Below are 25,263 nucleotides of genomic sequence, written 5' to 3'. Positions count from 1 at the left end.
GTCATGGGCGCACCCGACAAGTACGTTTCGATCCTGGCGCACCTGCGTGCATTCCAAGGCTGGCTGGCCGATCCGAGTGTCAACGAGGTGGCGGTGAACGCGCCGGGAGTCGTGCAGCTGTGGAAGCGCGGCGTGTGGGAGCAGGTCGAGGCGCCCGCGATCAGCTTCGAGTACCTTCAGGCGCTGGGCAACTTCCTGGCGAACATCTCCCAGAAGCCCTTCGACGAGGGCGACCCGATCTTGTCTGCCTACCTGCCAGGTGGCGAGCGCATCGAGATGACGATGCCGCCGACCGCGGCGCGCGGGATGATCTACCTCAACCTGCGCAAGCACACGAGCCAGTCCTTCGAGCTGGGCCAGTTTGTCGAGCAGCGCTACTTCCAGCGCACGCGGCATGTGCACTCGGCATCTCTGTCGGATGACGAGCGTGCGCGACTGCTCGTTCATCTCGAGCCGGCACAGGTCGAGCTATGGGATCTGGCCAGGGCGGGTGACTGGCCGGCATTCTTCGCACGGGCGGTGAGAGAACATCAGAACCTGATCGTTTCCGGTGCCACCGGCAGCGGCAAGACCTCCTTTATCCGTGCCCTCATCGAGTTGATCCCGGCCTGGGAGCGACTCATCACCGTCGAGGACACGCCGGAGATGCCGCTGCGCAATCATCCGAACTCGCAGGCGCTCTTTTATCGGCGGGATTCGCATGCCGGCGAGCGTGTGGTGGGTGCCACGGCCAAACAGGTGCTGCAGGCCGTGATGCGCAAGACGCCCAACCGCGTGCTGCTCGCCGAACTGCGCGGTGACGAGACCTTCTACTACGTGCAGAACGTTCTCAACTCGGGGCACCCGGGCGGCGTCACGACCGTTCATGCAAACTCGCCACAGGAGGCGTTCGTTCGGATCGCGCTGTTGATCAAGGCGTCCGACGAGGGCCGCAGCCTGGCGCTTCAGGAGATCATGCGGCTGCTGCACACGCTGGTGCATGTCGTCGTGCAGTTGGTGTTCGATCGCGAGCTGGGGCGGCACGTCCCGGCCGTCTACTACGACCCGATGCATGCGCTATCCGTCGTGGGCTAGATGATCCGGCAACAGTAGGAGATGGACATGAATCATGTGCAACTGATCGGACGTCTTGGCCGGGATGCGGAGCGGGCCGGCTCGGCCGAGGATGTCCTTGCGATTCTTAACCTGGCGACCAACGAACGCTGGACGGACAAGGCCGGCCAGGACGTCGAGCACACCGAGTGGCATCGGCTGGTCTGCAAAGGCCGGCTGGCCCAGTGGGCTCTGTCCACGCTGGGAAAGGGAGCCGAGGTGTTTGTGGAGGGTCGGTTGCGATCAACACGCTGGACCGGGCGCGATGGCAGCCAGCGACGCGGCTTTGAAATTCTGGTGGACGAGTTGAAGGTGATCAGTGGTGCGCCGCGAAGAGATCGCGTGGTACTGGCAGCGAAGGGCTTGTCGTCGATTGAGAAGCTGCTCAGGGATCGCGCCAGCGGCAGGAGGCGCGATGTGTCCCTCGCCGACTTGTCGGGGATGCTCGGAAGTGTGCGCGAGTCTCTTGAGCAAGAGGCAGCGGGCGCGCGTTTGTGACCTACACGCTTGGCCTGCCCCAGGCGTCTAAAGTCATACCGAGCGTGGACAGCGCATCATGACCTGGATGGGTATTCCGGCGCATCGTGACCGCCCGTTCCGGGCCATCGTGACCGGGCATTCCGGTCGAACGCGCAGGTACATGCCGCCGGCGTCGGCGTAACGCTCGCCGATCGCGGCACCCTTGTGCTTCACCTGCCTCACGAACGTGTCTGTCAGCACTTTGATTTGGATCGGCCAAAAAACCGAAGCCTTGAACCGCTCAACGAAACACACGCGCGGGGAAAGATGTCTCTCGTCGGTGCCCTGCGCGACCGGGCCGAGGATCAATTGCCGCCTCACACCGTTTTGGATGTCTTCGTCGGCCGCAGGTTCGCGATGAAACCGCCGAAGGCGATGACAAGGACAGCAAGCTGGGCAAGCACGGTTTGCCAAGAAGGATAGATTCCGAGGAGTTCAATCCGTGGAACCGGTGCGGGGTAGACGTTCAGGAGACCGGCTTCTTGAAGTCCAGCTACGCCCTTGCCGGCCAGCACCACTGCCAGCACCGCGACCAGGAGAGAGCTTGCCGCAAAGAACTGCCCTATAGGAAGGCGCGCGCTCGTGCGCAACAGCACGAATGCGATGACCCCGAGCAGCACGAATCCAGCTGCCAAGCCCGCAAGCAGTGGCAAGCCGTTGCCCTCGGTCCAAAGCGCCGCAAAGAACAGCACGGTCTCGAAAACTTCGCGATAGACCGCGATGAAGGCCAGCGAGAACAGGAACCAGGCCGTGCGCTGGTTCAGTGCGTTCGAGAGCTTTTCCCTGAGATAGATCTGCCAGCGCCCTGCGACGCTCTTCCGGTGCATCCAGATGCCGACGCCGAGCAACACAACGGCGGCGAACAACGAAGAGAATCCTTCGGTGAGTTCGCGGCTGGCCCCACTCACGCTGACCAGATAAGTGGCCGCAAACCAGGTCAGTCCGCCGGCTGCGAGAGCCAGGGCCCATCCCGCATGCACGTAGCGCAAAACGTCCGTGCGCTCGGCCTTGCGCAGGAACGCGACCATCGCGACCACCACAAGCAGGGCCTCAAGACCCTCTCGCAGCAGGATCGTCAAAGCCGCCAGGAACGTGGTGAGCGCATCGCTGTCACCGGGCCGCAGAGCCGCCTCAGCCTGGTCCAGCAGCAACTGAAGGGACCGTTCGGCGTCCTCGACCTTGACTGGGTCGCCAGCGCCGAGCGCCGCACGGTATGTGCCCATGGCTGTCTCGATTCGAGCGAGCAAGGTTGCGTCGCGGGCCCGCAGCGATGGCTCCAAAGGTTCAAAGCCGTCCAGGTACGCCGACAAGGCCAATTTGCTCGCCCCTTGGCGATCACCCTGTGTGAAGGCGGCCAGACTTTCACGAAGCTTGTCCTTGGTCGCTCCCGTACCCTGCTGCGAAGCTGCGGCCGCCTCCGGATGGGCGCGCACATGCGCCACGATCAGCGGCGCGGCTTTCGGATCCAATTTGGCGCTCAGCGCACTCTCGGAAAGCTGGGCCACCGCATCCAGGCCCGCAACGGACTCTCTGGCCCGCCGATCGTTCTTCCACTGCGCTGCGCCCGCCGAGCGCTCGACATCGGAGTATGAAAGCCCGCCCACGAAGAACGCCAGCGCCCAGCGATCGTCGTCAGACAAGGCTTCCTTGAAACTCGCCATGGGCGTGCCCTGGACCCCTTGGGTCATGACCTGGTACAGCGCGAGCGGCGATCGATTGCGGGCTCGGTCCCGGTCCGTGAAGGCCGTGGGATGGGGGTCAAGGCGCGCGGCCAGAGGGCCGTCACCCGCTCCACGCTCCCCGTGACACGCAGCGCAGTTGGACTGGAAAAGCGCTGCAGCGCGCGCGAGATCCGGCAACTTCGTGGGCGAAACGGGGAATGGATAGGCCTTGATCAGCGCTGCGGCCAGCGCATGAGCGGCATCTGCCACCGCTTTCGGATCGGCCTTGCCAGCAATGAGCTCGTTCAGCCTTGACGCTTGGCGTTGAAGGTCGGGGAGCGTGGGCGTGCTTGGGAGCGTGGCGAGTTGCTGCGCAGCGGTCGCAGCGAACTCCTTCATCTCTTCGTATTCCGCAGCGCTCACAACCTGACCCTCGTGCACTGCGCCGCCATAGTCGACGGCGAGGTAGTCGAGGAGTTGCCACGTCTGCTTGGCCTTGTCGCCCGCCGGCGGCTCGCCACCCCATGAACTGGCCGACCACGTTGTCAGCGCCGTCGCGATCACCAAGAATTTCCAGAGGAGGAAACCGACAAGCTCCATGGGTCGTTTTGAGAATATGAGTCATTCTCATTCTAGGCCGCACTCGTCTTGGGCGCTTGAGGATGGATTCTTTCTGAAGCGGCGGGGATCAGCGCCTCCAGACCAACAGCAGAACCAAGGCGCCGAGCGCAAACGCCGCGCCGGCGTAGAAGGTCGTCTGCGCTCCGTGCTGTTGCCACAGCCAGCCGGCCACGGCGCTGGCCAGTAGCATGCAGACACCGCTTAGCAGGTTGAATATCCCGAACGCCGTGCCCTTGAGTTCCTTGGGCGTGGTATCGGCCACGAGTGCCGCGAGGATGCCCTGGCTGAAACCCATGTGCAGGCCCCACAGCGCCGCGCCGACAAGCACGAACGCCACCGACCCGGCCAAGGCCAGCACCAGATCCGCCGCGATCAGCAACGCGAGTCCCACGGCCAGCAGCGCCGAGCGGCGGATCCGGTCCGACCACAGTCCGGCGGGATAGGCCGACAGTGCGTAGAACAAGGACATCACGACCAGCACCAGCGGCACCCATGTCGGCGACAGCCCTAGCTGCAGTGCGCGCAAGACCAGGAACGCCTCGCTGAAGCGAGCCAGCGTGAATGCGGTACCGACCGCGACGACCCACCAGTAGGAACGGGAAAAGCGCCGCCATGCGCCGAGCCGGATAGGGGGCCGGAAGCGACCCGAAGCGGTGTCGTGCGCCGGCTCGCGCACGCCGACGACGATCAGGCCGAGCGCGAGGAACGCCGGAATGACCGCAAACCACAGTACGCGCGGGATGTCACCGCTGAACGCCACCATCAAGCCGATCGCCAGCGCAGGCCCCAGAAGGGCGCCCACCGTGTCCATTGACTGGCGCAGGCCGAAGCTCGCTCCCCGGGTTTCCGGCGGCGTCACGTCGGCCACCAATGCGTCTCTTGGTGCGCCCCGGATGCCCTTGCCGATGCGGTCCAGGAAGCGCGCGGTGAACACCATCTCGGCCGAGACGGCGAGCGGGAACAAGGGCCTGGTCAGTGCTGCGAGACCATAACCCAACAGCAGCAAGCCCTTGCGCCGGCCGATGAAATCGCTGATGGCACCCGAGAAGACCTTGACGATCAACGTGGTCGCTTCGGCGATGCCTTCGATCAGACCGACGGTCAGCATGCTGGCGCCCAGCGTGCCGACGAGGAAGACGGGCAGCAGGCTGTGGACCAGTTCGGACGACAGGTCCATCAGCAGGCTGACGAAGCCGAGCACCCAGACGGTACGCGGAATGACGCGCAGGGGCGCCGATGGGGTCATGGATTTCTTGTTCGTTGTGGGCTGTTCATCGGATTTGTCCTGCGCGGCTTACCAGACCAGCAGAACGACTCGCCCGGTCCGTTCCTCCAACTGCGCCGAGCCCTGCTGATCGTGAACATCCTGTGCCAGCCGCCGCAGCGGCGTCGTGAAGTCGTGTTGCGTTGCGGCGAGCGTGATCAAGCCGGCAGGATGCCGCAGGCGCTCGATGGTCGCCATGCCGATCCACAAGGGGCGCGGCGGCTCTGCCCCGTCGCTCTCGACGACATAGGGCGACGGCCACAGGCGCAGCACGATGCGTTCGTCGACGTTCAGCACTTTCATGAACGTCATCCCTTGCGCTTCGCCATAGTCGAGCTTCGGCAACACGGCGAGCTGTTCGATCGGCGTGTTCGGCAACAGCCATAGCAGCGCCGTCTTCGCGGCCCAGGGCGGGGGGACATGCCATCCCGCCCGATTCAGAACGCCCCCGACCTCCTCCGCTGGGCCCGCCCATTGGACCGACAGCGGCTCTTCGGCGTCCCCGCCGAGGTCGGTTCGGGTGGAGGCAAGTCCGCGCCATCCGTCCCCTCGCCAGTCGGCGACAGGTACCGTGTCGTTTCGTGGGTGATAAGCGTACTGCACCAGATCGGCGCGGTGGTATTCGCCGACAACCCAACCACCGACGAGCGCCAAGGTCATCCCGACCACCGTCGACAGCGGCAAGGCAGACACCTTCTCATGTCGCACATGGTTGAGGTAGGCGATGCTCAGCAACGCCACCCAGGCAAGACCCAGGCTCAAGCTGGCGAGCACGTCCGAGAACCAGTGAGCGCCCAGGTACAACCGTGAGAACGCGACCAGCGAAATCACCATCGCCGCCGACATCGTGATGGCGATCTTCGTTCCAGCCGGTTTGGCACGTGCCAGCAGGAAGGCCAGGAAGCCGTAGACCACGATGTTCATCGCGGCATGACCGCTCGGAAACGAAAAGGGATCGACCCCGCTGTAGATTCCGGTCGGTCGCGCGCGCCCGAGAGTGAACTTCAGAGTCCGGACGAGCAGTTGGGCAAAACCGGCGGCCGCCAGCCAATAGCCCAGTGTGCGCCAGCAGCGCTTCGCGGCCAGCCATAACGAGACGGCGGTGATTACGGAAATCACGACGGGGGCACTGCCCAATTCGGTGACGGCCACCATGACGTTGTCGCCCCATGCCGTGCGAAGCGTCTGCAGCGTCGCGTAGACGCGGCGATCGACCTGTACCAATGGGTCATTGGAGAGCACGTCCTCAAGCACGCCGAAGAATAGCCAAGCGCCGCCTATCAGCATCAACGCGGCGGCGAGCAGCGCCTTGGACTCGACTCGGGTGGGATCGAACAGAGACAGCAGGATGCGCGCGGGCAGGTTCGTTCGTGTGCTCGCCCAAGCCACGGCACGATCACGCCAGCCTTCGATGCGCGGACGCGCCTGGCGCTGCAGGAAGGCGACGACCCAAGCAACGAGCCACAGGGCGCCGGCGACGAGGAGCACCAGGACGGCGAGCCGTGAACTCACGGCTCCAGCCAGTTGAAGCGAAGCGCCAAAAAAGAAGCCGGGAGCAAGGTGCGCCGCCGCCCACACCATCGCCGACAGGACGTTGAACACGTAGAACTGCGGGGCCGGTAGGCCCGACATGCCGGCAATGACGGGCACGACGGCTCGAAGCGGGCCGAGGAAGCGGGCAAGAAACACACTCTTGCCACCATTCTTCGCAAAGTACGCTTGCCCTCGATCGAAAAGGGCGGGATGGGCCTTCACCGGCCACAGCGCTCGAAGCCGCTCGCGATGGCGGTGGCCGAGCCAGTAGCTGATGCTGTCGCCGGCGACAGCACCGCTTACTGCCGCAGCTGCGGTCCACGCCGGGTCGAGCGCCTGAAGCCCGACGAGCATGCCGCCGACGAAGACGATCGAACTGCCCGGAACAACCGTACCGATCACGGCCAGCGCCTCGAGCAAGGCCGCCGCGAACACCGCACCGAGCGCCATTTGCGGGTGCTCTGAGAAATAGCCGATCAGCGCTTGAAGATGTGATTCCACCAGCGCTCCATTGTCGGTGCCCGGACCGTTCCACGGGTGATCGAACGTCTTGATTGAACCTGGCCGTCGTTGCGTCAGTAACTCGGCGTCGATCACAAAGCTATCAAGTTGAGTACCTGGTTCAGCTTGCGTTAATAAGTGAAACCTAGCATCGCGCGATGCTGACTTTAAAGCCCTGGGTTCACGTTTCTACGAGCTACTCTCATGCCGCCTCGGTTTTGACGTGAATCGCCGTCCGGGGTGCTTGGGTGAAGCGTCGGGCGGTCGCGGGGTGCCATTCGACCGAATACGGGACGCCGCATGACGACACTGAATCTCGCCCTGTTCCAGTGGATCGCCGCGGGCTATGACCCCAATCCCTGGCTGCTGCCTCTCGCCTGCGCCATCGCGCTCGGCGGTGCCTGGGTGACTGTGGGCCTGATAGGGTGGACGGTATGGCAGCGCCCATCGGAGCGCGGCTATGTAATGGCCGCCTTGGTGGCCTCCGCGGCAACTGCTCTCACTGCGCACGCCATCGCGGGGCTGCTCAATTTTCCGCGCCCTTTCATGGTGGGCCTGAGCCCTGCCTACATCGCACACGGGGCTCGCGGATCGCTGCCAAGTGCGCATGCATCCGTGATGTTCACTGTCGCCCTGATCTTCCTGCTGCGCCCTCGACTTCGGGTGCTGGGGTTTGCGATGGTCGCCGCGGCCGCCATCACCGCATGGGCGCGGGTGTACGTCGGCGTCCATTTTCCTTTGGACATCGCGGCCGGGCTGTTGGTCGCTGCGGCAGTCGCCGGAGCCTTCTCTGTCGTTCAGTGGCTGGGCCGCCGCTACATCGCCCCGATCATCGCGCGCGATGACTTCCGTGAAGGCCCGCTGGCTCCCGAGGTCGTGAAGGCTGGCCGTTCGCGTGGAGATTCACAATCCATTCGATCGGGACGACCGCGTGGGTCCAAGCCAGAAACGACAACGTGGCTCTGTGCATTGTTCTCGCGAGCGGTCACGTTCTGGTTCAGAGCGCGAAACGACATGGCAGGGCGGCCGCGGTGGGCACACCGGGGATCATTCAACGAGGGCGTTGATCTCGATCGTGATGTGGACCAGTTCCTCGTGGATCCTGAGCCGCTGCTTGAAATATTCAGGGCCCGCATCAGGCGAAGTGACCAGCGACACGATGCAAGCGTACTTGCCCTTGCCCACGCGCCAGACGTGCAGTTCGCTGATGCGGGCCTTGACCGGGCTGGCCTCGATCACCTCACGTATCTCTGCCACCACCGGCGCATTCATTTCCGCATCGAGAAGCACCTTGCTTGAGTCGCGCAGCAGCCCATAGGCCCATACGGCAACCAGGCCGACACCCGCAATGCCCATCACCGGGTCGAGCCAGCCCGCGCCCCAGAACTTGCCGCCAATCAATGCCGCGATGGCGAGGACGGAAGTCGCCGCGTCGGCAATCACATGCAGGTACGCATCGCGTATGAAGTCCGGAACACGCACATCATCTTCAACAACTGCGACGAGGACAAAGGCCAGCGCAACGGCCTCACGTTCCTGAAAGATGCTGCTGGCGCACGGGTAGTGGCCAAAAAGAAGCCCGCCGAAGCGGGCCAAGGTCAGCCCTTCACAGAGGAGTGGGGTTGGAGAAACTAGAGCTGACAGCGCCAATGTAGGCGCCGAGTTGAGAGTGATTTGGGAGAACTGCGAGCAGCCGAAAATTCATCGGGCCCCGCCTCTTAATCGTGGCGTAACACTGGTGCATCATGCTTGGGGCTGACAGTCAGTCGGCGCTGGTAGAGGTTGCTTCAGCGCCCGCCCTTGCTGGCGCACGGTTGAGTGGTCACAAAAATCCATTCGCTGCGGGCTGGGGGACTTGATTGCTTCGAGGCTCGCTGAGGGGTATGCGAACGTATGTTTTAGGGTAATCCGCCTGTGGAGCCATCACGTCTGCGACGTAGCATGAGGATTGCTCGGAATCAAGCAGCCCGAGCACAAGCGTCCGCGATGAACACAGCAACTAAGGTGAAGACATGCCATTCACGCTTTTGAAGCGCCTGCGAGCAGTGCAGCTCCCTTTGATGGTCGAGGATCCAGAAGACATCGACAAGCTGGCGGTGTTGAAGGCCACGAATCTGATTGAGGCAGAGGTTCCCAAGATGCGCCGGCCCTCGGGCCCGCATCGGTATGACGATGCTGCCGTGGTCCTGCGGGTGACCGAAAGGGGCCGCGCGCCAATGAGAGCGGCATGCGGCTGACTTGGGGGCAGTAGGCGGCGGGTGCCACCGGGGCTTGACGCAATGGGCTAGCAAGGTGCTGGCCGCCGAGGTCTACTGTGTTGCGCCCCTCGGGTGCCTGGGAGGTACGCCTTGGCCCTTTTCTTTGAAGCCGCCGAAGCCCTGGTCGCCGACTATCTGAACGGACGCACCTTGCCGGAGGCTGTGCACAAGGCTGTGGTGCTTGCGGCCCGAACGCGGCTAATCAATGGGGAGGTGCCCATCCTTGATGAGACGCTGCGTGGCGATATTGACCGCGAGGCAAGTAGACCGATTCCGCCATGAGCTACAAAAATCCGAGGGGTATCTGACCAGGCCCATTCCCCCTTGCGGCGAGGAACGGGAAACCGGCGCCCTTGCCTGAGCTTGAAATCCAGGGCTGGCGTGGCATGCTTTAAGCAGACAGTCTGCCGGCGCTGGTAGAGGTTGCTTCGGCACCCGCCTGTTATGGGCGGTTCCTCGATGCCGGCGACTGTCGCGACTCCAACGGGGCCCATGCCGATTTTACAGGCACAGCTTGGTGATGCCTGCGTGGCAAGGGTCTGCAGAGTTGCGCACATTCTTTTGCACCGTTCTGTCCACTGCCACAGTGGAGAACTTTCCGCCTCAGTCTTGTGGCGCTAAGGTGCCGGCGCGGTGAAGTTATAAACATTTGGTAGTACACGACGGCAACAGGAAGAAGGCCCACTCTTGGAGGCCTGGCGGCGGCTTGCTCTGGCATCCACGCGTCAGGCCTCCCGTTCCTCAATCCAGTACGTGCCGTCGCCGTAGGTCTCGTTGCCGGCCGCCATGACCCGCTCAAGGGTCCAACGGTTCTCAGGGTGTCGGGGTGCCACAGTCCGCCGCCAGGGTGCACAGGTACGCCCTCGACGGTGAGCTGCTCATCGTCTTTTACGATCCCATCGGACCAGCGTAGTCGGATCTCTTCATCAGAGCCTCGCTATTGGCCACTCTCGCATAGCCGTCAGTGTCTCAGTACAGGCGGTCTTCCCGGGGTCGTGCTGAGCCCTCCGCCACTCCCAAGGCGCCACAGGCTCCGCATCGGCCCAGAGTGTGCAGGGACACGAACCTAGAGGAAGCGGGATCAGCCGAGACAGAATGGGAAAAGGTGGAAAATTCAGCCTAAATCAACGACTTAGAGGCGCCGTCTTGGCAAGAGCAGGAAAAGGGCCGGATCACGATCAGTTTTCGGCAAGGCCACGATCTTGGGGGAGGAATTCGGCGCGGTGAGCTCCGACGCAACGCCCAAGCAGCCGGCTGTTTCGGCGCCTTCAACAGGTCTTCAAACCAGGCCTCTCACGAGGGCTACCAAGCGCGAAACGGGACGAGGCCGAGGGCAGCTAGCGGCTGAGCCCTCTGCGCGCCCTGAGACGATTCTAGGAGGCCGCCCCGTTGACAGGTGCCTGAATTCGGACGCCGGTGTCCGAATTCCCTCCCCAATGAAGCCCCTGCCGAATTCGGACACTGCGGGCCGGCCTCAGTTGCCTGTGGACATCTGCCGGGCGGCCGGATACGGGCTTGCTCCAGGATCGTGGTCCCCGTGCTCCACGATCGTGGCCCGGTACATAAATAAAGGTAAGCGCGATCTGCGAATGCTCGCATCACCTCGGCCTCCAACAGCCGGAAACGGCCAGTCGCGTCTTTCCGGATCGGAACACGGCAGACTGGCCGGAGGAAGGTCGCCTCTCGACCTTCTCCGACTAGCGGCCCGCCGACGCCCTGAACCTGTCGCTCCAGGTGATGACCGAGCGATATGGCGAACGCACCACCAATGTCGTTGCCATGCGCCTATCAAACCCTGAGCACGCCCGAGTCCGGGCGGCGATACGACGAATGGTTGATTGCGACAGAGTCGCATTTGTCGTGCCATCCCTTCTGCTGACCGGCCGCGCAGCTTCTGCGCGCGGTGGCGTGTTACTTGCATGGAGCTCGGACATGTGCCGTTTTCCTGCTCCATGCCTGCCACGCTCCCGACCCCGCCGGTACCGCTGAATCTGCGGCAGATCGAGGTTTTCCACGCCATCATGATCGCCGGGTCCCTCAGCGGGGCGGCGCGCATGCTGTGTGTTTCCCAGCCGGCCGTCAGCCGCGTGCTGGCCACGACCGAAAGCCGGCTGCGCATGCTGATGTTCGAGCGCGTGCGCGGGCGCCTGCAGCCCACGCCTGAGGCGCGCGGTCTGTTCTCCGAAGTGGAAAGCATCCTGGAGGGTGTGCGCCGCTTCAATGCGCTGGCGGCCGACCTGGTTGGCGGCTCCCAGGGCGAACTGTCATTGGTCTCCAGCCCCAGCTTCAGCGAGTGGCTGATACCGGTGGCGATCAAGCGTTTTCGGGCCCGCTATCCCGATGTGCGCATCAAGTACAGGCCGTTGCCGTTCGACTCGTTGTTGCCGCACGTGCTGCTGGGACACGCGGACCTGGCGATCTCTTCGATGCCGCCGCCGCCCAGTGCCAACGCGGCAGCGCGGGCGATCGGGCACAGCTTCATCGAGTGCGCCGTGCCCGAGCGCCATCCGCTGGCGCAGGCCGAGGCTGTGAGCGCGACCGATCTGGTGGGCCAAACCTTCATCGGCTATGGGCGCGACACGCCCTTCGGCCGACTCACGGCCGATTTCTTCGCCGCGTCGGGCTTGCCTTTGCGCGCCGACATCGAGATTCGCTCCACGCCCGAGGCGATGGGGCTGGTGCGTGAAGGCGTCGGCGTGGCACTGATCGAAGCCTTTGGTGCGCGGCGCCCGGCGACGGATGGCGTGGTGCTCAAGCCGCTCGTGCCCAGGCTCGCGCACCGCATCTATCTGATCCACACCAACGTGAGCCCGCTGTCGGCCATGGCCAAGGAGTTCCTGGCCGTCTTCAAGCGCCTGTTGAAGCAAGAGGGGCGCGACAGTGCGCTCGCCCTCACGCTGCCCGAGCACCCGGGCGAGGATGTGCCCGTACGCGCGCCTCGCCCCTGAGCCGAGCCAGTCGACGCGGCGCAGGTGTCGTTGCGCACCATCGACAGTGCGGTTCGGATGTCCATCACCTTTTGTCCCGAGGCCATAACGCGCGGTTATCGACGGACTGGTCGAGGCGCCTTGGGCGCCACGCGTTTTGTCTTTGAAATCAATCACTTGCGGCAGATTCGAAGCATGCCCTCGCGGCCTGCCAGGACGGTTCAGGCGCAGTTGGTCGTAGAGGCGGTGAGCCAGATCATCCTGCTCAGACCAACTCTTCTGCCGCCATGAACCGCTCGATCACCGTCGCCGCCGCCCAGCTCGGGCCCATCCAGAAAGCCGAAGGCCGCGATGTCGTCGTGGCCCGCATGGTGCGCCTGCTCGAGCGCGCGCATCAGCGCGGCGCCAACGTCGTGGTGTTTCCCGAACTGGCGCTCACCACTTTCTTTCCGCGCTGGTACGTCGAGAACCTCGACGAGGCCGACCCCTGGTACGAGGAGATGCTGCCGTCGCCCGCCACGCAGCCGCTCTTCGATGCCATCCGCCGCCATGGGCTCACCTGCTACCTGGGCTACGCGGAGATCGCCCACGAGGCTGACGAGACCGGCCTGGTGCGCAAGCGTCGCTTCAACACGTCGGTGGTGATTGCCCCCTCGGGCGAGATCGTGCTCAAGTACCGCAAGGTCCACCTGCCCGGGCACAAGGAGTTCTCCACCATCCGCAAGGTGCAGCACCTGGAGAAGCGCTACTTCGAGGTGGGCAACCTGGGCTTCCCGGTCGTGCGCGCCCCGGTGGGCAAGGTGGACGGCGTGAACCTGGGCATGCTGATCTGCAACGACCGCCGCTGGCCCGAATCGTGGCGCGAGCTCGGCCTGCAGCAGGTCGAGCTGGTCATGCTGGGCTACAACACGCCCGCGGTGAACCAGGAAAACCGCGGCTTCGAGGCGCACCACCTGCGCAACTTCCACTCCCAGCTTTCCATCCAGGCCGGGTGCTACCAGAACGCCACCTTCGGCGTGGGCGTTGCCAAGGCCGGCAACGAGGACGGCTTCGAGCTGATGGGCCACTCCATCATCGTGAACCCCCAGGGCGAGATCATGGCCATGGCCACCAGCTGGGACGACGAACTGGTGGTGGCCGACTGCAACCTGGACATGTGCCTGCTGGGCCGCAACACCATCTTCAACTTCACCCAGCACCGCCGCCTGGAGGCCTACACCCGGCTCACCAGCCAGACCGGCAGCACCGAGCCCCCGGTGTGGCAATCGGCGTGAAGGAGGACTCCGCGATGACGAGCACCTCCACCCCTTCTGCCGCGGCGCTGCCGGACCACATCGAGCACGCGATGCTCGGCACGATGCGCGTGCCCCGTTTCGAAGACGTGCTGCGCGCCGCACACGCCATCGCGCCGCACGTGCGGCGCACGCCGCTGCTGCGCTCGCCCGCGCTGGACGCGCTGGTGGGAGGCACCGTCTGGATCAAGCCGGAGAGCCTGCAGGTCACCGGCTCCTTCAAGGCCCGCGGCGCCTTCAATGCCCTGCTGGCACTCACGCCGCAGGAGCGGGAGCGTGGCGTCGTGGCCTATTCGACGGGCAACCACGGCCAGGCGATCGCCTGGGCGGCCCGGCAACTGGGCGTGTCGGCCACCATCGTGATGCCGATCGATGCCCCGAAGACCAAGGTGGCGCGCGCGCTCGCGCAGGGCGCGAAGGTCATCCACTACGACCGCGAGAGGGAAAGCCGCGAAGACATCGGCATGCGCCTGCTGGCCGAGACCGGTGGGACGCTGATCCCGCCGGGCGACCACCCCGAGGTGCTGGCCGCGCAGGGCACCGTGGCCCTGGAGGCGCTGCAAGACCTGCCGGCCGGTGCGCAGGAAACCCTGGGCCTGTTTGCCGCACCCTGCGGTGGCGGCGGCCTCATGGCCGGCTGCTGCCTGGTCCTCGATGCGCTGAGCCCCGGCGCGCGGCGCGTGGCCGCCGAGCCCACGGGCTTCGACGACACCGTGCGCTCGCTGCGCAGCGGTCGGCGCGAGACCAATGCCCCCGGTGCCCGCACGCTGTGCGATGCCTTGCAGGCCGTCACGCCCGCGGAGCTGCCGTTCGCCATCAACCAGCCGCTGCTGCACGAGGCCGTGGCCGTGACGGACGCAGAGGTGGCCCGCGCGATGCGATTCGTGCTGGAGGAACTGCACCTCGTCGTCGAGCCCGGCGGCAGCGTGGCGCTCGCGGCGATGCTGGCCGGCCGTGTCTCGTTGCGCGGGCAGAGCGCCGTGCTCGTCCTCTCCGGTGGCAATGTCGACCTGCCGGTTTTGCAATCCGTGATGGCGCGGACCGAGGGCTGACCGCCATTGCACCCATTCCCCATAGCAACGAGGCCGACGCCGCCGTGCCCCGGCGCAGCGTCGCCCAGGAGACCGCAAGCCCCTCAATCGATCTTCAGAAAGCCTTGACCATGTCGTTCTTCAACGCTCGTTCTCTTTCCTGCCGCCGCTGGCTCCTCAAGGTGCTGGCTGCGCCGCTGGCCGCGCTGGCCCTGTGCGGCTACGCGCAGGCCGCGTATCCCGACAAGCCAATCACCTTGATCGTGCCCTTCAACGCCGGCACAACGCCCGACATCGTCTCGCGGCTGCTCGCCGATGCGGTGGGTCGCGACCTCGGCCAGTCGGTGGTGGTGATGAACCGTGTCGGCGCCTCCGGCATCATCGGCACGCAAGCCACCATCGCCGCCCCTGCGGACGGCTACACCATCGCCTATGCCAACGTGGCGACGCTGGCGATCAATCAGTCGCTCTACAAGAAGCTGCCCTACGACGCCGACACGCAACTCGCCCCGGTGGCACTGACCGGATTCGTCCAGAACGTGCTGGCCGTGCGCAGCGACCTCGGCGTGAAGGATGTGGCCGGCCTCATCGAGATGGCCAAAAAGCAGCCCGGCAAGCTCACCGTGGCCTCCGGCGGCAACGGCACCACCGGCCACCTGAGCGCCGAGATGTTCAAGTCCATGGCTGGCGTGTCCATCGTGCACATTCCGTACAAGGGCGGACTGGAAGCCGATCTGGCGCTGATGCGTGGCGAGGTGGACCTGGTGTTCGAGAACATCACCTCCATCGCTCCCCACCTCAAGGGCGGCAAGATCACGCCGCTGGCGGTGACCGGCGCCACGCGCGACAGCCGCCTGCCCGAGCTGCCCACCATCGCCGAAACCGGCTTGAAGAAATACCAGGCCGTCGCCTGGACCGGCTATGTCGCACCGGCTGGCGTCGATCCGAAGATCCTCGACGCCCTCAACGCCGCTTTCAACAAGGCATTGAATTCGCCTGCGGTGAAGCAGCAGCTGGCCGCCCAGGCCTACGAGATCCACACCGGCCCGCGTCAGGACCTGTTCGACCTCGCCAAAAAGGAACGTCCTGTCTGGGCCGATGTGGTCAAGCACTCGGGCGCCAAGATCGACTGAGGCGGGCGCACATGGCCGAATTCGACCTCGTGGTGCGCCACGGCACGCTGATCGACGGCACGGGCAGCGCCCGGCGCCAGGCCGATGTCGGCATCCGCGGCGCGCACGTCGCTGCCGTCGGCGACCTGGCGGGACTGTGTGGCGCGGTCGAGATCGACGCCACCGGCCGTATCGTGGCGCCGGGTTTCATCGACTCGCACACGCACGACGACCGCTACCTCATGCTCGACCCGGACATGCCAGCCAAGCTGAGCCAGGGCGTGACGACGGTCGTCACCGGCAACTGCGGCATCAGCCTCGCGCCCTGGGGCGCGCCGGCCGGAACCACCGTACCGCCGCCGCTGAACCTGCTGGGCCACGACCCTGCCCTGTTCGGCGATGCCACCTTCGCGGCCTACCTCGCGCGCCTGGAGGCTGCGCCTGCGGCGGTGAACGCAGCCTGCCTGGTGGGCCACACCACCTTGCGCGCGGCGACGATGGAACGTCTCGACCGGGCCGCCACACCGGAAGAGATCGCACGCATGCGGGCGCTGCTAGGCGAGGCCATGGCCAGCGGCGCCATCGGGCTGTCCACCGGCGCGGCCTATCCCACGGCCATGCCGGCCACGACCGAAGAGATGGCGCAGGTGGCCGAAGTGATCGGCCCCTACGGCGGCGTGTACGCGAGCCACATCCGCGACGAGGGCGACCATGTCTTCGCCGCGTTGGACGAGGCCTTCGCGATCGGCCGTGCAGCGCATGCACCGGTGGTGGTGTCGCACCACAAGCTCATCGGCCCGCGCAACCATGGCCGTTCGGTACAGACGCTGGCCCATGTGCGCCAGGCCATGGCGCACCAGTCCATCGCGCTCGACTGCTATCCCTACTGCGCGGGCTCCACCATCCTGCGCAAGGACCGCATTCCGGTGTCGAGCCGCATCATCGTTACCCAGTCCCAGTCGCACCCCGAGTTCTCGGGCATGGACCTCGACGCGATCGCGCGGCGCCTCGGTGTGTCGATGGAAGACGCGGTCGACCTGCTGCAGCCGGCCGGCGCCATCTACTTCCTGATGGACGAGGCTGACGTGCAGCGCGTGCTCGCCTTTCCCCAGACCATGATCGGCTCCGATGGCATGCCCCACGACACGGCACCGCATCCGCGCCTGTGGGGCACGTTTGCGCGCGTGCTGGGCCACTACTGCCGCGACGTCGGCTTGTTCTCGCTCGAACAGGCGGTGCACCAGATGACGGGACTGACTGCCCGGCATTTCCGCCTGCCCGGCCGCGGCGTGCTGCGCGAAGGCGCCTTTGCCGACATCACCGTATTCGATGCCGGCCGGATCGCCGACCGGGCGACCTGGGAGGCCCCTACGCTGCGCGCGGAGGGCATCGATGCCGTCATCGTCAATGGGCGGCCTGTGTGGCGCGGCGGCCAATCGCTCGGCGTGCGCAGCGGGCGCGTGGTACGCCTGACCGACGAGTCCGGCCCCTCCCACGAGTGAGACGACCTGCTCGATCTCATGTGCCGCCCGCCACAAGCGCGTCCCAGAAGTCGCCGTTGAGTGGCGCGCGCGGATTGTCGATGCGTTCGATCAATCCGATCTCGCGATAGAAGGTGTCGGCCCCCAGGTTGATCTCACGCACCCGCGAACCGATGACCGAGAGCGCAGGTGTGCGTGGAAGAACCGAGATGCCAAGGCCGCGCGCCACCAGCAGGCCGATCGCTTCGATCGAATCGGTCTCCACCGACTCCTTCGGTGCGTACTTCTTGCGTTGCAGGAAACGTTCGACGAGGCTGCCGCCGTGCGAACGGCGTTCGTAGCGGATGAAGGGGTAGTTCGAAAGCAGCCATGTCACGTCGCTCGACGCCTCGCCTGGCGGCACGATCAGCACGAAGGGCTCCTGCCGCAGAGAGCGCCAGCGCAGCAAGCCCTCGAGCGGGTAAGCGGGCTTGACGATCAGCGCGCAGTCGAGCTCGTGCTGCTCCATCATTGGATGACGGGCTGGCGCATCGGCTACGCGGCGGGGCCGCGCTGGCTGGCCGACGCCCTGCAGGTGCTGCAGTCGCAAAGCACCTCGAACGCCTGCTCGATCTCGCAGGCCGCCGCCGTGGCGGCACTCGACGGGGGAGCCGGCTTCATCGACGATTGGCTGGCGATGCTCGCCGAACGCCGCGGCCGCGTGCTGCAGACCGTCGCACGCATCGACAGCCTCGCGAGCGGCACACCTGAAGGCGCGTTCTACGTCTTCGCGAACTGCAAGGAACTGCTGGGCCGTTCCACGCCCGAGGGCCGGCGGCTCGAAATCGACCTCGACCTCGCCAACTACCTGCGCATCGCCTACGCGGTGGACATGCCGGTGCTCGACGCGGCTTGCAGGACCACCGAGCACACCCGCGCGTCGGAGTCGTTCATGGAGGCCTCGCTCATGCGGCGCTTCCGGCCGCCATTTCCCAGTCGAGCCGCACGCGTCCCAGCGCCATGACCGCCGCCGCCTGGCTCGGCTCGACGACCGGAATGCCCAGAGCGCGTTGCAGCGGCGCCCGGTATGCGGCCATGCCGGCGCAGCCCATCACGATCACCTGCGCCTGGCGCTCGTCGCGGAGGCGCCGTCCCACTTCGATCATGCGCGCCAGCGTGCGCTCGGCGTCGATCAGTTCGGTCACCGGTATGTCGATCGCCATCTCGCCGACGAAGCGGTCCAGCACGCCCATCGCGCCCCAGGTGCGCAGGTGGCGTGGAATGGAGCCTTGCAGGATGGCGATCACGCCGAAGGTCTGACCCAGCGTCAGGGCTGTCAGTACGCCGCATTCGCTGATGCCCAGGACCGGGCGGCGCACCGTTTCGCGCACCAGATGAAGGCCCGGGTCGCTGAAGCAGGCGATGACGAAGGCGCCGGCTTCTTCTTCGAGCGACTGCGCGAGGTGCGCGAGCGGCGGGATGACCGATTCCACGTCGCGCTGCGTCTGGATGCCTGGCGGGCCTTCGGCGAGCGTGAGGCAGCGGATGTCGGGGCCGCCGGCCATGCGCAATGGCGCCATGGCGGCGTCGATGCCCGCGGTCACGGCCTCGGTCGAGTTCGGGTTGATGACGAAGACGGTGGATCGCATCGCGGTCCTCCAGAGTGGTGGTCGCTCAAAGTCTAGGTGCGGCCTGCCGCGCGTGAACGGCACGTTCCTTGCTGTTTTGTTGGCCTCCCTTAACGCGAGGTTAAGGGCCCTCAATCCAGTGCAAGGAAGTCTCCATGTCCATGAACCTGCGTCAGATCGAAGTGTTCCGGGCGGTGATGACGACGGGTTCCATCAGCGGCGCATCCCGTCTGCTGCACGTGTCGCAGCCCGCGGTGAGCCGCCTGCTGTCCTATACCGAGAGTCGCCTCGGCTTCGGGTTGTTCGAGCGCATCAAGGGCCGGCTCTATGCGACACCGGAGGCCAAGCAATTGATTCGCGAGGTGGAGAACGTGTACCTCGGCGTGCAGCGCGTGAGCGAGCTGGCGCACGACCTGGCCGATGGGCGACAGGGTCTGCTGCACGTGGTATCGAGCCCGAGCATCGGCCAGACGCTGATTCCGCAGGTCATCGCGCGCTTCAGGCAGAGCAACGCGGATGTGCGGGTGACCTTCCAGTTCCTGAGCTATACGCATCTGAAGGACCGGCTGCTCAACCGACAGGCGGATCTCGGCGTGGTCATCCTTCCGATGGACCATCCGAACCTGCAGGTGACGCCGATCGCGCGTGGCACGATGGTCTGCATCTGCCCGTACAACCATCCGTTGGCCCGCCGCTCGACGCTGAAGCTCGTGGACCTGCGACCGTTTGCGCTGGTGAGCTATGGGCGCGATACGCCGCTGGGCATGCGCATCGCCGGCATGTACGAGGCGGCGGACGAGCCGTTGAAGGCGGCGATCGAAGTCGGCTCGCCGCAGAACGCCTGCGCGCTGGTCGAGATGGGGGCGGGGATCGCCATCGTGGACGAATTCTCGGTGCGCAGTTGGCCCGCGAATCACTTCGTCGTTCGGCCGTTGGCGGGTGCGCCTTCGCTGGTCGCGAACCTGGTGTACCCGTGCTACGAGCCTTTGTCGCAGCCGGCGCAGACTTTTATCAGTACCTTGCGTGCGTTGCTGGCGCAGCAGGGCTTTGCCTCGCCGGATGCGGATGTGCCGGCGAATGACGCAGCTTCCGAGCTGCTGCGTCACGCCGCCTGAGACAGGCGCTCCGAACCGCACCATAACGTCCTGTTAAGGACGCACCACAAATCAGCATACGACAAGCGCCGCCGCGCGCCACACCATTGCGTCCGACGCCTCGCGTTGCATCCCAAAGGATCGGACCCGTGAAACAGATCATCGCTCTTGCCGTTCTCGCTTCCACCGCATTGCTTTCCGGGGGCGCCATGGCGCAGGAGAAAGTGCGCTTCCAGACCGACTGGCTCGCCTCGGGCGAGCACGCCGCCTACTACGGCGCGCTGGTCAAGGGCATCTGGGCGGAAGAGGGCCTCGACGTCACCATCACCCGCGGCTACGGCAGCGGCGATACCGCGGCGAAGGTCGGTGCCGGCGCCGCCGACTTCGGCGTCTCCGACATGGGTGCCGTGCTCACCGCCCGCGCCCGAGCCAACATGCCCGTCAAAACCATCGCGGCCGTCTACACCTACTCGCCGCACTCGCTCTTTGTCCTGAAGAGCTCCGGCATCAAGGACTTCAAGGGACTCGAAGGCAAGAAGATCGGCATCACGCCCGGCAACAGCCACAAGCTCTACTTCCCCAAGGTCGCGGCCAAATCCGGCACCGACGCCAGCAAGATCGTCTGGGTCAACATGGACGGCGGTGCCATGGGCCCACAGCTCTTCGCCAGGAACATCGACGCCGCACCCTTCTATTCGATCCACCACTACTACCAGAACAAGGCCGCGCGCAAAGCCGGCGGAGAAATCGTGGTGCTGCCCTTCGTCAAGAGCGGCTTCGCCATCTATTCGGCCTCGCTCATCACGTCCGACAAGATGCTCCAGGAGCGGCCCGAGACGGTCAGGAAATTCCTGCGCGCCGCGCGCCGCTCCTTCGAATGGGCGCGCGACAACCAGGTCGAGGCCTGCAAGATGCACGTCCAGCGCGTGCCCGAGGTCGACCTCGACGACTGCCTCAACAGCCTCAAGGCCACGCTCGAATTCGTCTTCAACGACTATCAGAAACAGCACGGTTTCGGTCAGGTCATGCCCGAACGCCTGAAGGAAACCTGGCACGTCGTCGCCGAATCGCAGGACCTCGACCCGAAGTGGAACCCGGCGCAAGCCGTCGACACCCGTTTCCTGTCCGCGAAGTGAGCGACGCCCTGATGAATGCCGCGGTGCACGTCGACGCGGTATCGCGCTACTTCGACTCGCGCGACGGCGAGCGGACGATCGCCCTGGACGCCGTCTCGCTGGACATCCGCCAGAACGAATTCATCGCACTCGTCGGCCCCTCGGGCTGTGGCAAATCGACGCTGCTGCGCATCATGGCCGGCCTCATCAAGCCATCCGCCGGCCGCGTCTACGTCGGCGGCGAAGCGCTGAGCGAGCCGCGCGAGCGTACCGGCATCGTGTTCCAGGCCGCCACGCTGCTGCCGTGGGCCGACGTGCTCGACAACATCCTGTTCCCCATCCGCGTCACCGGCCGTTCCGTCACCGAGGCGCAGACGGCCGCGGCGCACGATCTCATCAAGGTTGCCGGCCTGCAAGGCTTCGAAGGCCGCTCGCCGCGCGAACTCTCCGGCGGCATGCAGCAGCGCGTCGCCATTTGCCGGGCGCTTCTCAACGACCCCGACCTGCTGCTGATGGACGAGCCCTTCGGCGCGCTCGACGCCCTCACGCGCGAAGAGATGACGCTGGAGCTGCTGCGCATCTGGGCCGCACGGCCGAAGACGGTGGTGTTCGTCACGCATTCCATCTCCGAAGCAGTGCTGCTCGCCGACCGCGTGGTCGTGATGTCGGCGCGACCCGGTCGCATCGCCGACGTCATCGACATCACGCTGCCGCGTCCGAGAGCCTTCGGCATGTCGGCGCTGCCCGCATTCACCGAAGCCTCGGAGCGCATCCGCCGGCAGATCTTCAAGCGCAACGAGGCAACGCAGGATGTCTGAGAAGACCGCACGCCGCCACCCGTCGGCGCTCGTGCGCGAACTCGGCATCCCCGCGCTCGCGCTCTTCGTGACCGTGGTGCTGTGGGAGGTGCTGGTGCGCGCCTTCAGGGTGCCGGAGTTCCTGCTGCCGGCGCCGAGCAGCATCGCCAGCGAATCTTGGAGCGTGGCCGGCAATCTCGGCATGCACGGCCTCGCGACTCTGCGCACCGTGCTGCTGGGCTTCGTGGTCTCGGTGGCGATCAGCCTGCCGATGGCGCTCGCCATCACCTCTTCGCCGGCGGTCGGCAATGCCATCTATCCCTTGCTCGTGCTCACCCAGTCCGTGCCCAAGGTCGCGCTGGCGCCGCTGCTCGTGGTCATCCTCGGCGCCAACGAGCTGCCGCGCGTCGTCGTGACTTTTCTGGTGGCCTTCTTTCCACTGGTGATCTCCATCTCCACCGGCCTGCTCGCCGTGCCGCCCGAGTTGCTGGAGCTGGGCCGCGCCTGCAAGGCCACCTGGCGGCAGGAACTCGTGCGCATCCGGCTGCCCTATGCGGTGCCTTTCATCTTCAGCGGCTTCAAGGTCGCGATCACGCTCTGCGTGGTGGGCGCGGTGGTGGCGGAGTTCGTCAACGCGGACCAGGGGCTGGGCTACCTGATCGTCACTTCCACCGCCTTCTTCAAGGTGCCGCTCGCCTTCGGCGCCGTGATCCTGCTTTCCGTGATGGGCATCGTTCTGTTCCAGCTCATCGTGGTGCTGGAGCGCTGGCTCTTCCCGTGGAGCGCCGCCGGCAACCAGCGCGAAGTGCACTGAGCCGCCAACGTCAATTCATTTTCCCAGGACCCCTCCCCATGCCCAACGAAACTGCCCGTACGACGCCGGACTGGACCGTGATCCGCGGCGGCCGGCTGGTCGAGCCCGGCGTGCCGATGCCCCGCACGGTCGACATCCTCATCAAGGTCGACACCATCCACGAACTCGGCGCGCCCGGCATGGAGGTGCCCGAAGGCACGCAGGAGATCGACGCCGACGGCATGCTGCTGCACCCCGGGCTCATCAACGCCCACACGCACGGCCACGGCAATCTCGCGCGCGGCATGGGCGACCGCTGGACGCTGGAGCTGCTGCTCACCGCCGGCCCGTGGATCAGCGGCAACCGCTCCACCGAGGACAAGCACCTCGCCACGCTCATCGGCGCATCGGAGATGCTGCTGAAGGGCTGCACCGCCTGCTACGACTTGACCTTCGAGTTTCCGAGCCCGACCGTGGAGGGCATGCAGGCCGCCGCCGCAGCCTACACGCAGGCGGGCATGCGCGCCGTGCTCGCGCCGATGGTGGCGGACCTGAGCTTCTTCGAGGCGATTCCGGGGCTGCTCGATGCGCTTCCGCCCAAGCTGCGCAAGGAAGTGGAGCGCATGCGCATGGCGCCCACCGATTCGATCCTGAAAGCCATGGCCGACACGGTGAAGCACTGGCAGGGCGACACCGGCCAGGTCCGGCTCGCCATCGCGCCGACCATTCCGCACCACTGCACCGACGAGTTCCTGATCGGCTGCCGCAACCTCGCCTACGAACACGGTCTGCCGATGCATTCGCACGTGTCCGAATCGAAGGTCCAGGCCATCGCCGGCATGCGCACCTACGGCACCACGCTCACGGCGCACATGGACAAGCTGGGCCTCGTCGGTCCCGGCTTCACCGTGGCCCACGGCGTATGGCTGGACGACGACGACATGAAACTGCTCGGCGACAGGGGTGCCTCGGTCGCGCACAACCCGGGCAGCAACATGCGCCTGGGCAGCGGCCTTGCGAACATGCGCAGGATGCTGTCGAGCGGAGTGAACGTGGGCATCGGCACCGACGGCTCCAACTGCTCGGACAACCAGAACATGTTCGAAGCCATGCGCCTCGCTTCGATGGTGTCGAAGGTGCAAGGACCGGACTGGCAGAACTGGATCACCACCGGCGAGGTGTTGCACGCCGCCACGGTGGGCAGCGCGCGGGCGCTGGGCTTCGGCGACACGCTGGGCCGCATCGCGCCCGGCTACAAGGCGGATGTGGTGTTCCTCGACAGCCGCAACATCAACATGATCCCGCTCATCAACATCACCAACTCGCTGGTGCATGCCGAGGACGGCGGTGCGGTCGACTCGGTGATGGTGGGCGGGCGCATGGTCGTGGCGCAACGCAAGCTGCTGCATGTCGACATGCACAAGCTCGCGCGCGACGCGGAGAACGCCGTCGAGCGGCTCGAGCGCCTGAACCACTCGAACCACGCGCTCTACTGCGAACTGGAGCCGGTGGTCGGCAGCTTCTGCCCCGGCCTGGCGGCGGAGCCCTTTCACGTGCATCGCTACGGCGCGTGCCAGCACACCCACTGAAACGCATTCCCTGATCCGGTCGACATTCGAATGACAAAGACACTCTCTCCAAGCGGCGCCATGAGCGCCACCGGCGTCTACTCCATCTGCCCGACGCCCTTCCTCGCCAACGGCGAGATCGATCTCGAAAGTATTGCCACGCTGGTCGAATTCCAGGTCGATGCCGGCGTCGCGGGTCTCGCCGTGCTGGGCTTCCTCGGTGAAGCGCACAAGCTCTCGAGGCAGGAACGCAGCGACGTGATCGGCGCCTTCATCAAGGCGTCGGCAGGGCGCCTGCCGGTGTGGGTCGGCGTGCGCGCGCTCGGCATCGCGGGCGCGGTGGAGCAGGCGGCCGAGGCCGAGGCGCTGGGCGGGGCGGCCGTGTTCGTCGCGCCGCTGGACAACGCGTCGGACGCGGTGCTCTTCGACTACTACCGCACGGTCGCGCAGTCGGTCGGCATCGCCGTCGCCATCCACGACTTCCCCGATTCCTTCGGTACCGAGATCAGGCCCGAGCTGGTGGCACGCCTCGCGAAAGAAGGCGGCGTGAACATCATCAAGATGGAAGAGCCGCCCGTGGGGCCGAAGATCACGCGCATCCGCGAACTGGCCGGCGACGCCATGCGCATCTTCGGCGGCCTCGGCGGCGTGTACTTTCTCGAAGAGCTGCAGCGCGGCGCCATCGGCACCATGACCGGCTTTGCGTTCCCCGAAATCCTCGTGCGCATCCACGCGCTCTACGCGGCCGGCGACGTGGTGGGCGCGGCGGCCGTGTTCGACAGGTACTGCCCGCTCATCCGCTACGAGTTCCAGCCCAAGGTCGGGCTGGCGCTGCGCAAACACATCTACATGCGGCGCGGGGCGATCGGCTCGGCAGCCATTCGTTCGCCCGGCATGCGCATCGATGCTCTGACCGAGGCCGAGATCGAAGCCGTCGTGGCGCGCGTCGGCCTGTCGCTCCAAGCGACCGGCGCGCAGGCGATCGCATAGTAGGTGA

23 protein-coding genes and 1 pseudogene are annotated in these 25,263 nt (G+C 65.8%); 17 read left to right on the top strand and 7 right to left on the bottom strand.

The window, feature by feature from the left end; all coding sequences use genetic code 11:
• Positions 1 to 3 precede the first annotated feature (3 nt).
• Positions 4 to 1,074, top strand: a complete 1,071-nt coding sequence (gene virB11 / locus ACSQ86_RS16590) for a P-type DNA transfer ATPase VirB11 (protein ID WP_436309197.1) — start codon at positions 4 to 6, stop codon at positions 1,072 to 1,074.
• Between the two features lie 27 nt (positions 1,075 to 1,101).
• Positions 1,102 to 1,590, top strand: a complete 489-nt coding sequence (locus ACSQ86_RS16585) for a single-stranded DNA-binding protein (protein ID WP_436309196.1) — start codon at positions 1,102 to 1,104, stop codon at positions 1,588 to 1,590.
• A gap of 33 nt (positions 1,591 to 1,623) precedes the next feature.
• Here the strand turns inward: ACSQ86_RS16585 and ACSQ86_RS16580 are convergent, their stop codons facing one another.
• The 4 genes from ACSQ86_RS16580 to ACSQ86_RS16565 form a co-directional block, all read right to left on the bottom strand.
• Positions 1,624 to 1,920: a hypothetical protein gene (locus tag ACSQ86_RS16580; protein ID WP_436309195.1), complete on the bottom strand. Its 297-nt coding sequence runs from the start codon at positions 1,918 to 1,920 to the stop codon at positions 1,624 to 1,626.
• Positions 1,921 to 1,928: 8 nt separating this feature from the next.
• Complete coding sequence (locus ACSQ86_RS16575) at positions 1,929 to 3,872, bottom strand: FTR1 family protein (RefSeq protein ID WP_436309194.1); 1,944 nt, start codon at positions 3,870 to 3,872, stop codon at positions 1,929 to 1,931.
• An 88-nt stretch (positions 3,873 to 3,960) separates the two neighbouring features.
• Positions 3,961 to 5,139 carry an MFS transporter gene (locus ACSQ86_RS16570; protein WP_436309193.1) on the bottom strand — a complete coding sequence of 393 codons (1,179 nt, stop codon included), beginning with the start codon at positions 5,137 to 5,139 and terminating at the stop codon, positions 3,961 to 3,963.
• A 48-nt stretch (positions 5,140 to 5,187) separates the two neighbouring features.
• Positions 5,188 to 7,287 carry a phosphatase PAP2 family protein gene (locus ACSQ86_RS16565; protein ID WP_436309192.1) on the bottom strand — a complete coding sequence of 700 codons (2,100 nt, stop codon included), beginning with the start codon at positions 7,285 to 7,287 and terminating at the stop codon, positions 5,188 to 5,190.
• 204 nt (positions 7,288 to 7,491) lie between these two features.
• Between ACSQ86_RS16565 and ACSQ86_RS16560 the strand changes: the two are divergent.
• Positions 7,492 to 7,983: pseudogene (locus ACSQ86_RS16560) on the top strand (phosphatase PAP2 family protein); the annotation flags it as partial.
• Between the two features lie 255 nt (positions 7,984 to 8,238).
• On the opposite strand, the gene ACSQ86_RS16555 reads toward ACSQ86_RS16560, so the two are convergent.
• Positions 8,239 to 8,787 (bottom strand): cation transporter, encoded by a 549-nt coding sequence (locus ACSQ86_RS16555; RefSeq protein WP_436309191.1) that lies wholly within the window; start codon positions 8,785 to 8,787, stop codon positions 8,239 to 8,241.
• 416 nt (positions 8,788 to 9,203) lie between these two features.
• On the opposite strand from ACSQ86_RS16555, the gene ACSQ86_RS16550 reads away from it, so the two are divergent.
• The 7 genes from ACSQ86_RS16550 (at position 9,204) to ACSQ86_RS16520 (ending at position 17,313) form a co-directional block, all read left to right on the top strand.
• Positions 9,204 to 9,428 carry a hypothetical protein gene (locus tag ACSQ86_RS16550; RefSeq protein WP_436309190.1) on the top strand — a complete coding sequence of 75 codons (225 nt, stop codon included), beginning with the start codon at positions 9,204 to 9,206 and terminating at the stop codon, positions 9,426 to 9,428.
• A gap of 111 nt (positions 9,429 to 9,539) precedes the next feature.
• The gene (locus tag ACSQ86_RS16545; protein WP_436309189.1) at positions 9,540 to 9,731 is read left to right on the top strand and encodes a hypothetical protein; all 192 of its coding nucleotides are present in this window, start codon (positions 9,540 to 9,542) and stop codon (positions 9,729 to 9,731) included.
• Between the two features lie 1,670 nt (positions 9,732 to 11,401).
• Positions 11,402 to 12,397 carry a LysR substrate-binding domain-containing protein gene (locus ACSQ86_RS16540; RefSeq protein ID WP_436309188.1) on the top strand — a complete coding sequence of 332 codons (996 nt, stop codon included), beginning with the start codon at positions 11,402 to 11,404 and terminating at the stop codon, positions 12,395 to 12,397.
• 266 nt (positions 12,398 to 12,663) lie between these two features.
• On the top strand, positions 12,664 to 13,650 hold the full coding sequence (locus ACSQ86_RS16535; RefSeq protein ID WP_093103646.1) for an N-carbamoyl-D-amino-acid hydrolase: 987 nt from the start codon (positions 12,664 to 12,666) through the stop codon (positions 13,648 to 13,650).
• A 14-nt stretch (positions 13,651 to 13,664) separates the two neighbouring features.
• Complete coding sequence (locus ACSQ86_RS16530; RefSeq protein ID WP_436309187.1) at positions 13,665 to 14,720, top strand: threonine ammonia-lyase; 1,056 nt, start codon at positions 13,665 to 13,667, stop codon at positions 14,718 to 14,720.
• 110 nt (positions 14,721 to 14,830) lie between these two features.
• Positions 14,831 to 15,832: a Bug family tripartite tricarboxylate transporter substrate binding protein gene (locus ACSQ86_RS16525; protein ID WP_436309186.1), complete on the top strand. Its 1,002-nt coding sequence runs from the start codon at positions 14,831 to 14,833 to the stop codon at positions 15,830 to 15,832.
• Positions 15,833 to 15,843: 11 nt separating this feature from the next.
• The gene (locus ACSQ86_RS16520) at positions 15,844 to 17,313 is read left to right on the top strand and encodes an N-acyl-D-amino-acid deacylase family protein (protein WP_436309185.1); all 1,470 of its coding nucleotides are present in this window, start codon (positions 15,844 to 15,846) and stop codon (positions 17,311 to 17,313) included.
• 16 nt (positions 17,314 to 17,329) lie between these two features.
• Here ACSQ86_RS16520 and ACSQ86_RS16515 read toward each other — a convergent pair whose 3' ends face one another.
• Positions 17,330 to 17,800 (bottom strand): LysR substrate-binding domain-containing protein, encoded by a 471-nt coding sequence (locus ACSQ86_RS16515; RefSeq protein WP_436310276.1) that lies wholly within the window; start codon positions 17,798 to 17,800, stop codon positions 17,330 to 17,332.
• Between ACSQ86_RS16515 and ACSQ86_RS16510 the strand changes: the two genes are divergently transcribed.
• Positions 17,789 to 18,295: an aminotransferase class I/II-fold pyridoxal phosphate-dependent enzyme gene (locus ACSQ86_RS16510; protein WP_436309184.1), complete on the top strand. Its 507-nt coding sequence runs from the start codon at positions 17,789 to 17,791 to the stop codon at positions 18,293 to 18,295. The two genes, ACSQ86_RS16515 and ACSQ86_RS16510, sit on opposite strands and share 12 nt — an antisense overlap.
• Here the strand turns inward: ACSQ86_RS16510 and ACSQ86_RS16505 are convergent.
• Positions 18,237 to 18,920 (bottom strand): aspartate/glutamate racemase family protein, encoded by a 684-nt coding sequence (locus tag ACSQ86_RS16505; RefSeq protein WP_436309183.1) that lies wholly within the window; start codon positions 18,918 to 18,920, stop codon positions 18,237 to 18,239. The two genes, ACSQ86_RS16510 and ACSQ86_RS16505, sit on opposite strands and share 59 nt — an antisense overlap.
• 134 nt (positions 18,921 to 19,054) lie before the next feature.
• On the opposite strand from ACSQ86_RS16505, the gene ACSQ86_RS16500 reads away from it, so the two are divergent.
• The 6 genes from ACSQ86_RS16500 to ACSQ86_RS16475 all read left to right on the top strand — a co-directional run bounded on the left by ACSQ86_RS16500 (position 19,055) and on the right by ACSQ86_RS16475 (position 25,256).
• Positions 19,055 to 20,014, top strand: a complete 960-nt coding sequence (locus ACSQ86_RS16500) for a LysR family transcriptional regulator (RefSeq protein ID WP_436309182.1) — start codon at positions 19,055 to 19,057, stop codon at positions 20,012 to 20,014.
• A gap of 128 nt (positions 20,015 to 20,142) precedes the next feature.
• Entirely contained in the window at positions 20,143 to 21,129 is a 987-nt protein-coding gene (locus tag ACSQ86_RS16495) for an ABC transporter substrate-binding protein (protein ID WP_436309181.1), read from the top strand.
• 11 nt (positions 21,130 to 21,140) lie between these two features.
• The gene (locus ACSQ86_RS16490) at positions 21,141 to 21,926 is read left to right on the top strand and encodes an ABC transporter ATP-binding protein (RefSeq protein WP_436310275.1); all 786 of its coding nucleotides are present in this window, start codon (positions 21,141 to 21,143) and stop codon (positions 21,924 to 21,926) included.
• On the top strand, positions 21,919 to 22,719 hold the full coding sequence (locus ACSQ86_RS16485) for an ABC transporter permease (protein WP_436309180.1): 801 nt from the start codon (positions 21,919 to 21,921) through the stop codon (positions 22,717 to 22,719). Before ACSQ86_RS16490 ends, ACSQ86_RS16485 begins: the two co-directional genes overlap by 8 nt.
• A gap of 38 nt (positions 22,720 to 22,757) precedes the next feature.
• The gene (locus tag ACSQ86_RS16480; protein WP_436309179.1) at positions 22,758 to 24,287 is read left to right on the top strand and encodes an amidohydrolase family protein; all 1,530 of its coding nucleotides are present in this window, start codon (positions 22,758 to 22,760) and stop codon (positions 24,285 to 24,287) included.
• A gap of 30 nt (positions 24,288 to 24,317) precedes the next feature.
• Positions 24,318 to 25,256 (top strand): dihydrodipicolinate synthase family protein, encoded by a 939-nt coding sequence (locus ACSQ86_RS16475; protein ID WP_436309178.1) that lies wholly within the window; start codon positions 24,318 to 24,320, stop codon positions 25,254 to 25,256.
• The last annotated feature ends 7 nt before the right edge of the window (positions 25,257 to 25,263 follow it).

It is taken from the genome of Variovorax sp. LjRoot130 (assembly GCF_964253755.1).
Lineage (GTDB): Bacteria > Pseudomonadota > Gammaproteobacteria > Burkholderiales > Burkholderiaceae_C > Variovorax.
Note: the sequence above shows the minus strand (reverse complement) of the source record. Positions and strands in the feature narration are given on the sequence as shown.

Excerpts from the sequence above, each read along its gene's own strand:
- virB11 (WP_436309197.1), top strand. The coding sequence starts at position 4 with ATGGGCGCACCCGACAAGTACGTTTCGATCCTGGCGCACCTGCGTGCA.
- ACSQ86_RS16585 (WP_436309196.1), top strand. The coding sequence starts at position 1,102 with ATGAATCATGTGCAACTGATCGGACGTCTTGGCCGGGATGCGGAGCGG.
- ACSQ86_RS16575 (WP_436309194.1), bottom strand. The coding sequence starts at position 3,872 with ATGGAGCTTGTCGGTTTCCTCCTCTGGAAATTCTTGGTGATCGCGACG.
- ACSQ86_RS16570 (WP_436309193.1), bottom strand. The coding sequence starts at position 5,139 with ATGACCCCATCGGCGCCCCTGCGCGTCATTCCGCGTACCGTCTGGGTG.
- ACSQ86_RS16550 (WP_436309190.1), top strand. The coding sequence starts at position 9,204 with ATGCCATTCACGCTTTTGAAGCGCCTGCGAGCAGTGCAGCTCCCTTTG.
- ACSQ86_RS16540 (WP_436309188.1), top strand. The coding sequence starts at position 11,402 with ATGCCTGCCACGCTCCCGACCCCGCCGGTACCGCTGAATCTGCGGCAG.
- ACSQ86_RS16535 (WP_093103646.1), top strand. The coding sequence starts at position 12,664 with ATGAACCGCTCGATCACCGTCGCCGCCGCCCAGCTCGGGCCCATCCAG.
- ACSQ86_RS16530 (WP_436309187.1), top strand. The coding sequence starts at position 13,665 with ATGACGAGCACCTCCACCCCTTCTGCCGCGGCGCTGCCGGACCACATC.
- ACSQ86_RS16525 (WP_436309186.1), top strand. The coding sequence starts at position 14,831 with ATGTCGTTCTTCAACGCTCGTTCTCTTTCCTGCCGCCGCTGGCTCCTC.
- ACSQ86_RS16520 (WP_436309185.1), top strand. The coding sequence starts at position 15,844 with ATGGCCGAATTCGACCTCGTGGTGCGCCACGGCACGCTGATCGACGGC.
- ACSQ86_RS16515 (WP_436310276.1), bottom strand. The coding sequence starts at position 17,800 with ATGGAGCAGCACGAGCTCGACTGCGCGCTGATCGTCAAGCCCGCTTAC.
- ACSQ86_RS16505 (WP_436309183.1), bottom strand. The coding sequence starts at position 18,920 with ATGCGATCCACCGTCTTCGTCATCAACCCGAACTCGACCGAGGCCGTG.
- ACSQ86_RS16500 (WP_436309182.1), top strand. The coding sequence starts at position 19,055 with ATGTCCATGAACCTGCGTCAGATCGAAGTGTTCCGGGCGGTGATGACG.
- ACSQ86_RS16490 (WP_436310275.1), top strand. The coding sequence starts at position 21,141 with ATGAATGCCGCGGTGCACGTCGACGCGGTATCGCGCTACTTCGACTCG.
- ACSQ86_RS16485 (WP_436309180.1), top strand. The coding sequence starts at position 21,919 with ATGTCTGAGAAGACCGCACGCCGCCACCCGTCGGCGCTCGTGCGCGAA.
- ACSQ86_RS16480 (WP_436309179.1), top strand. The coding sequence starts at position 22,758 with ATGCCCAACGAAACTGCCCGTACGACGCCGGACTGGACCGTGATCCGC.
- ACSQ86_RS16475 (WP_436309178.1), top strand. The coding sequence starts at position 24,318 with ATGACAAAGACACTCTCTCCAAGCGGCGCCATGAGCGCCACCGGCGTC.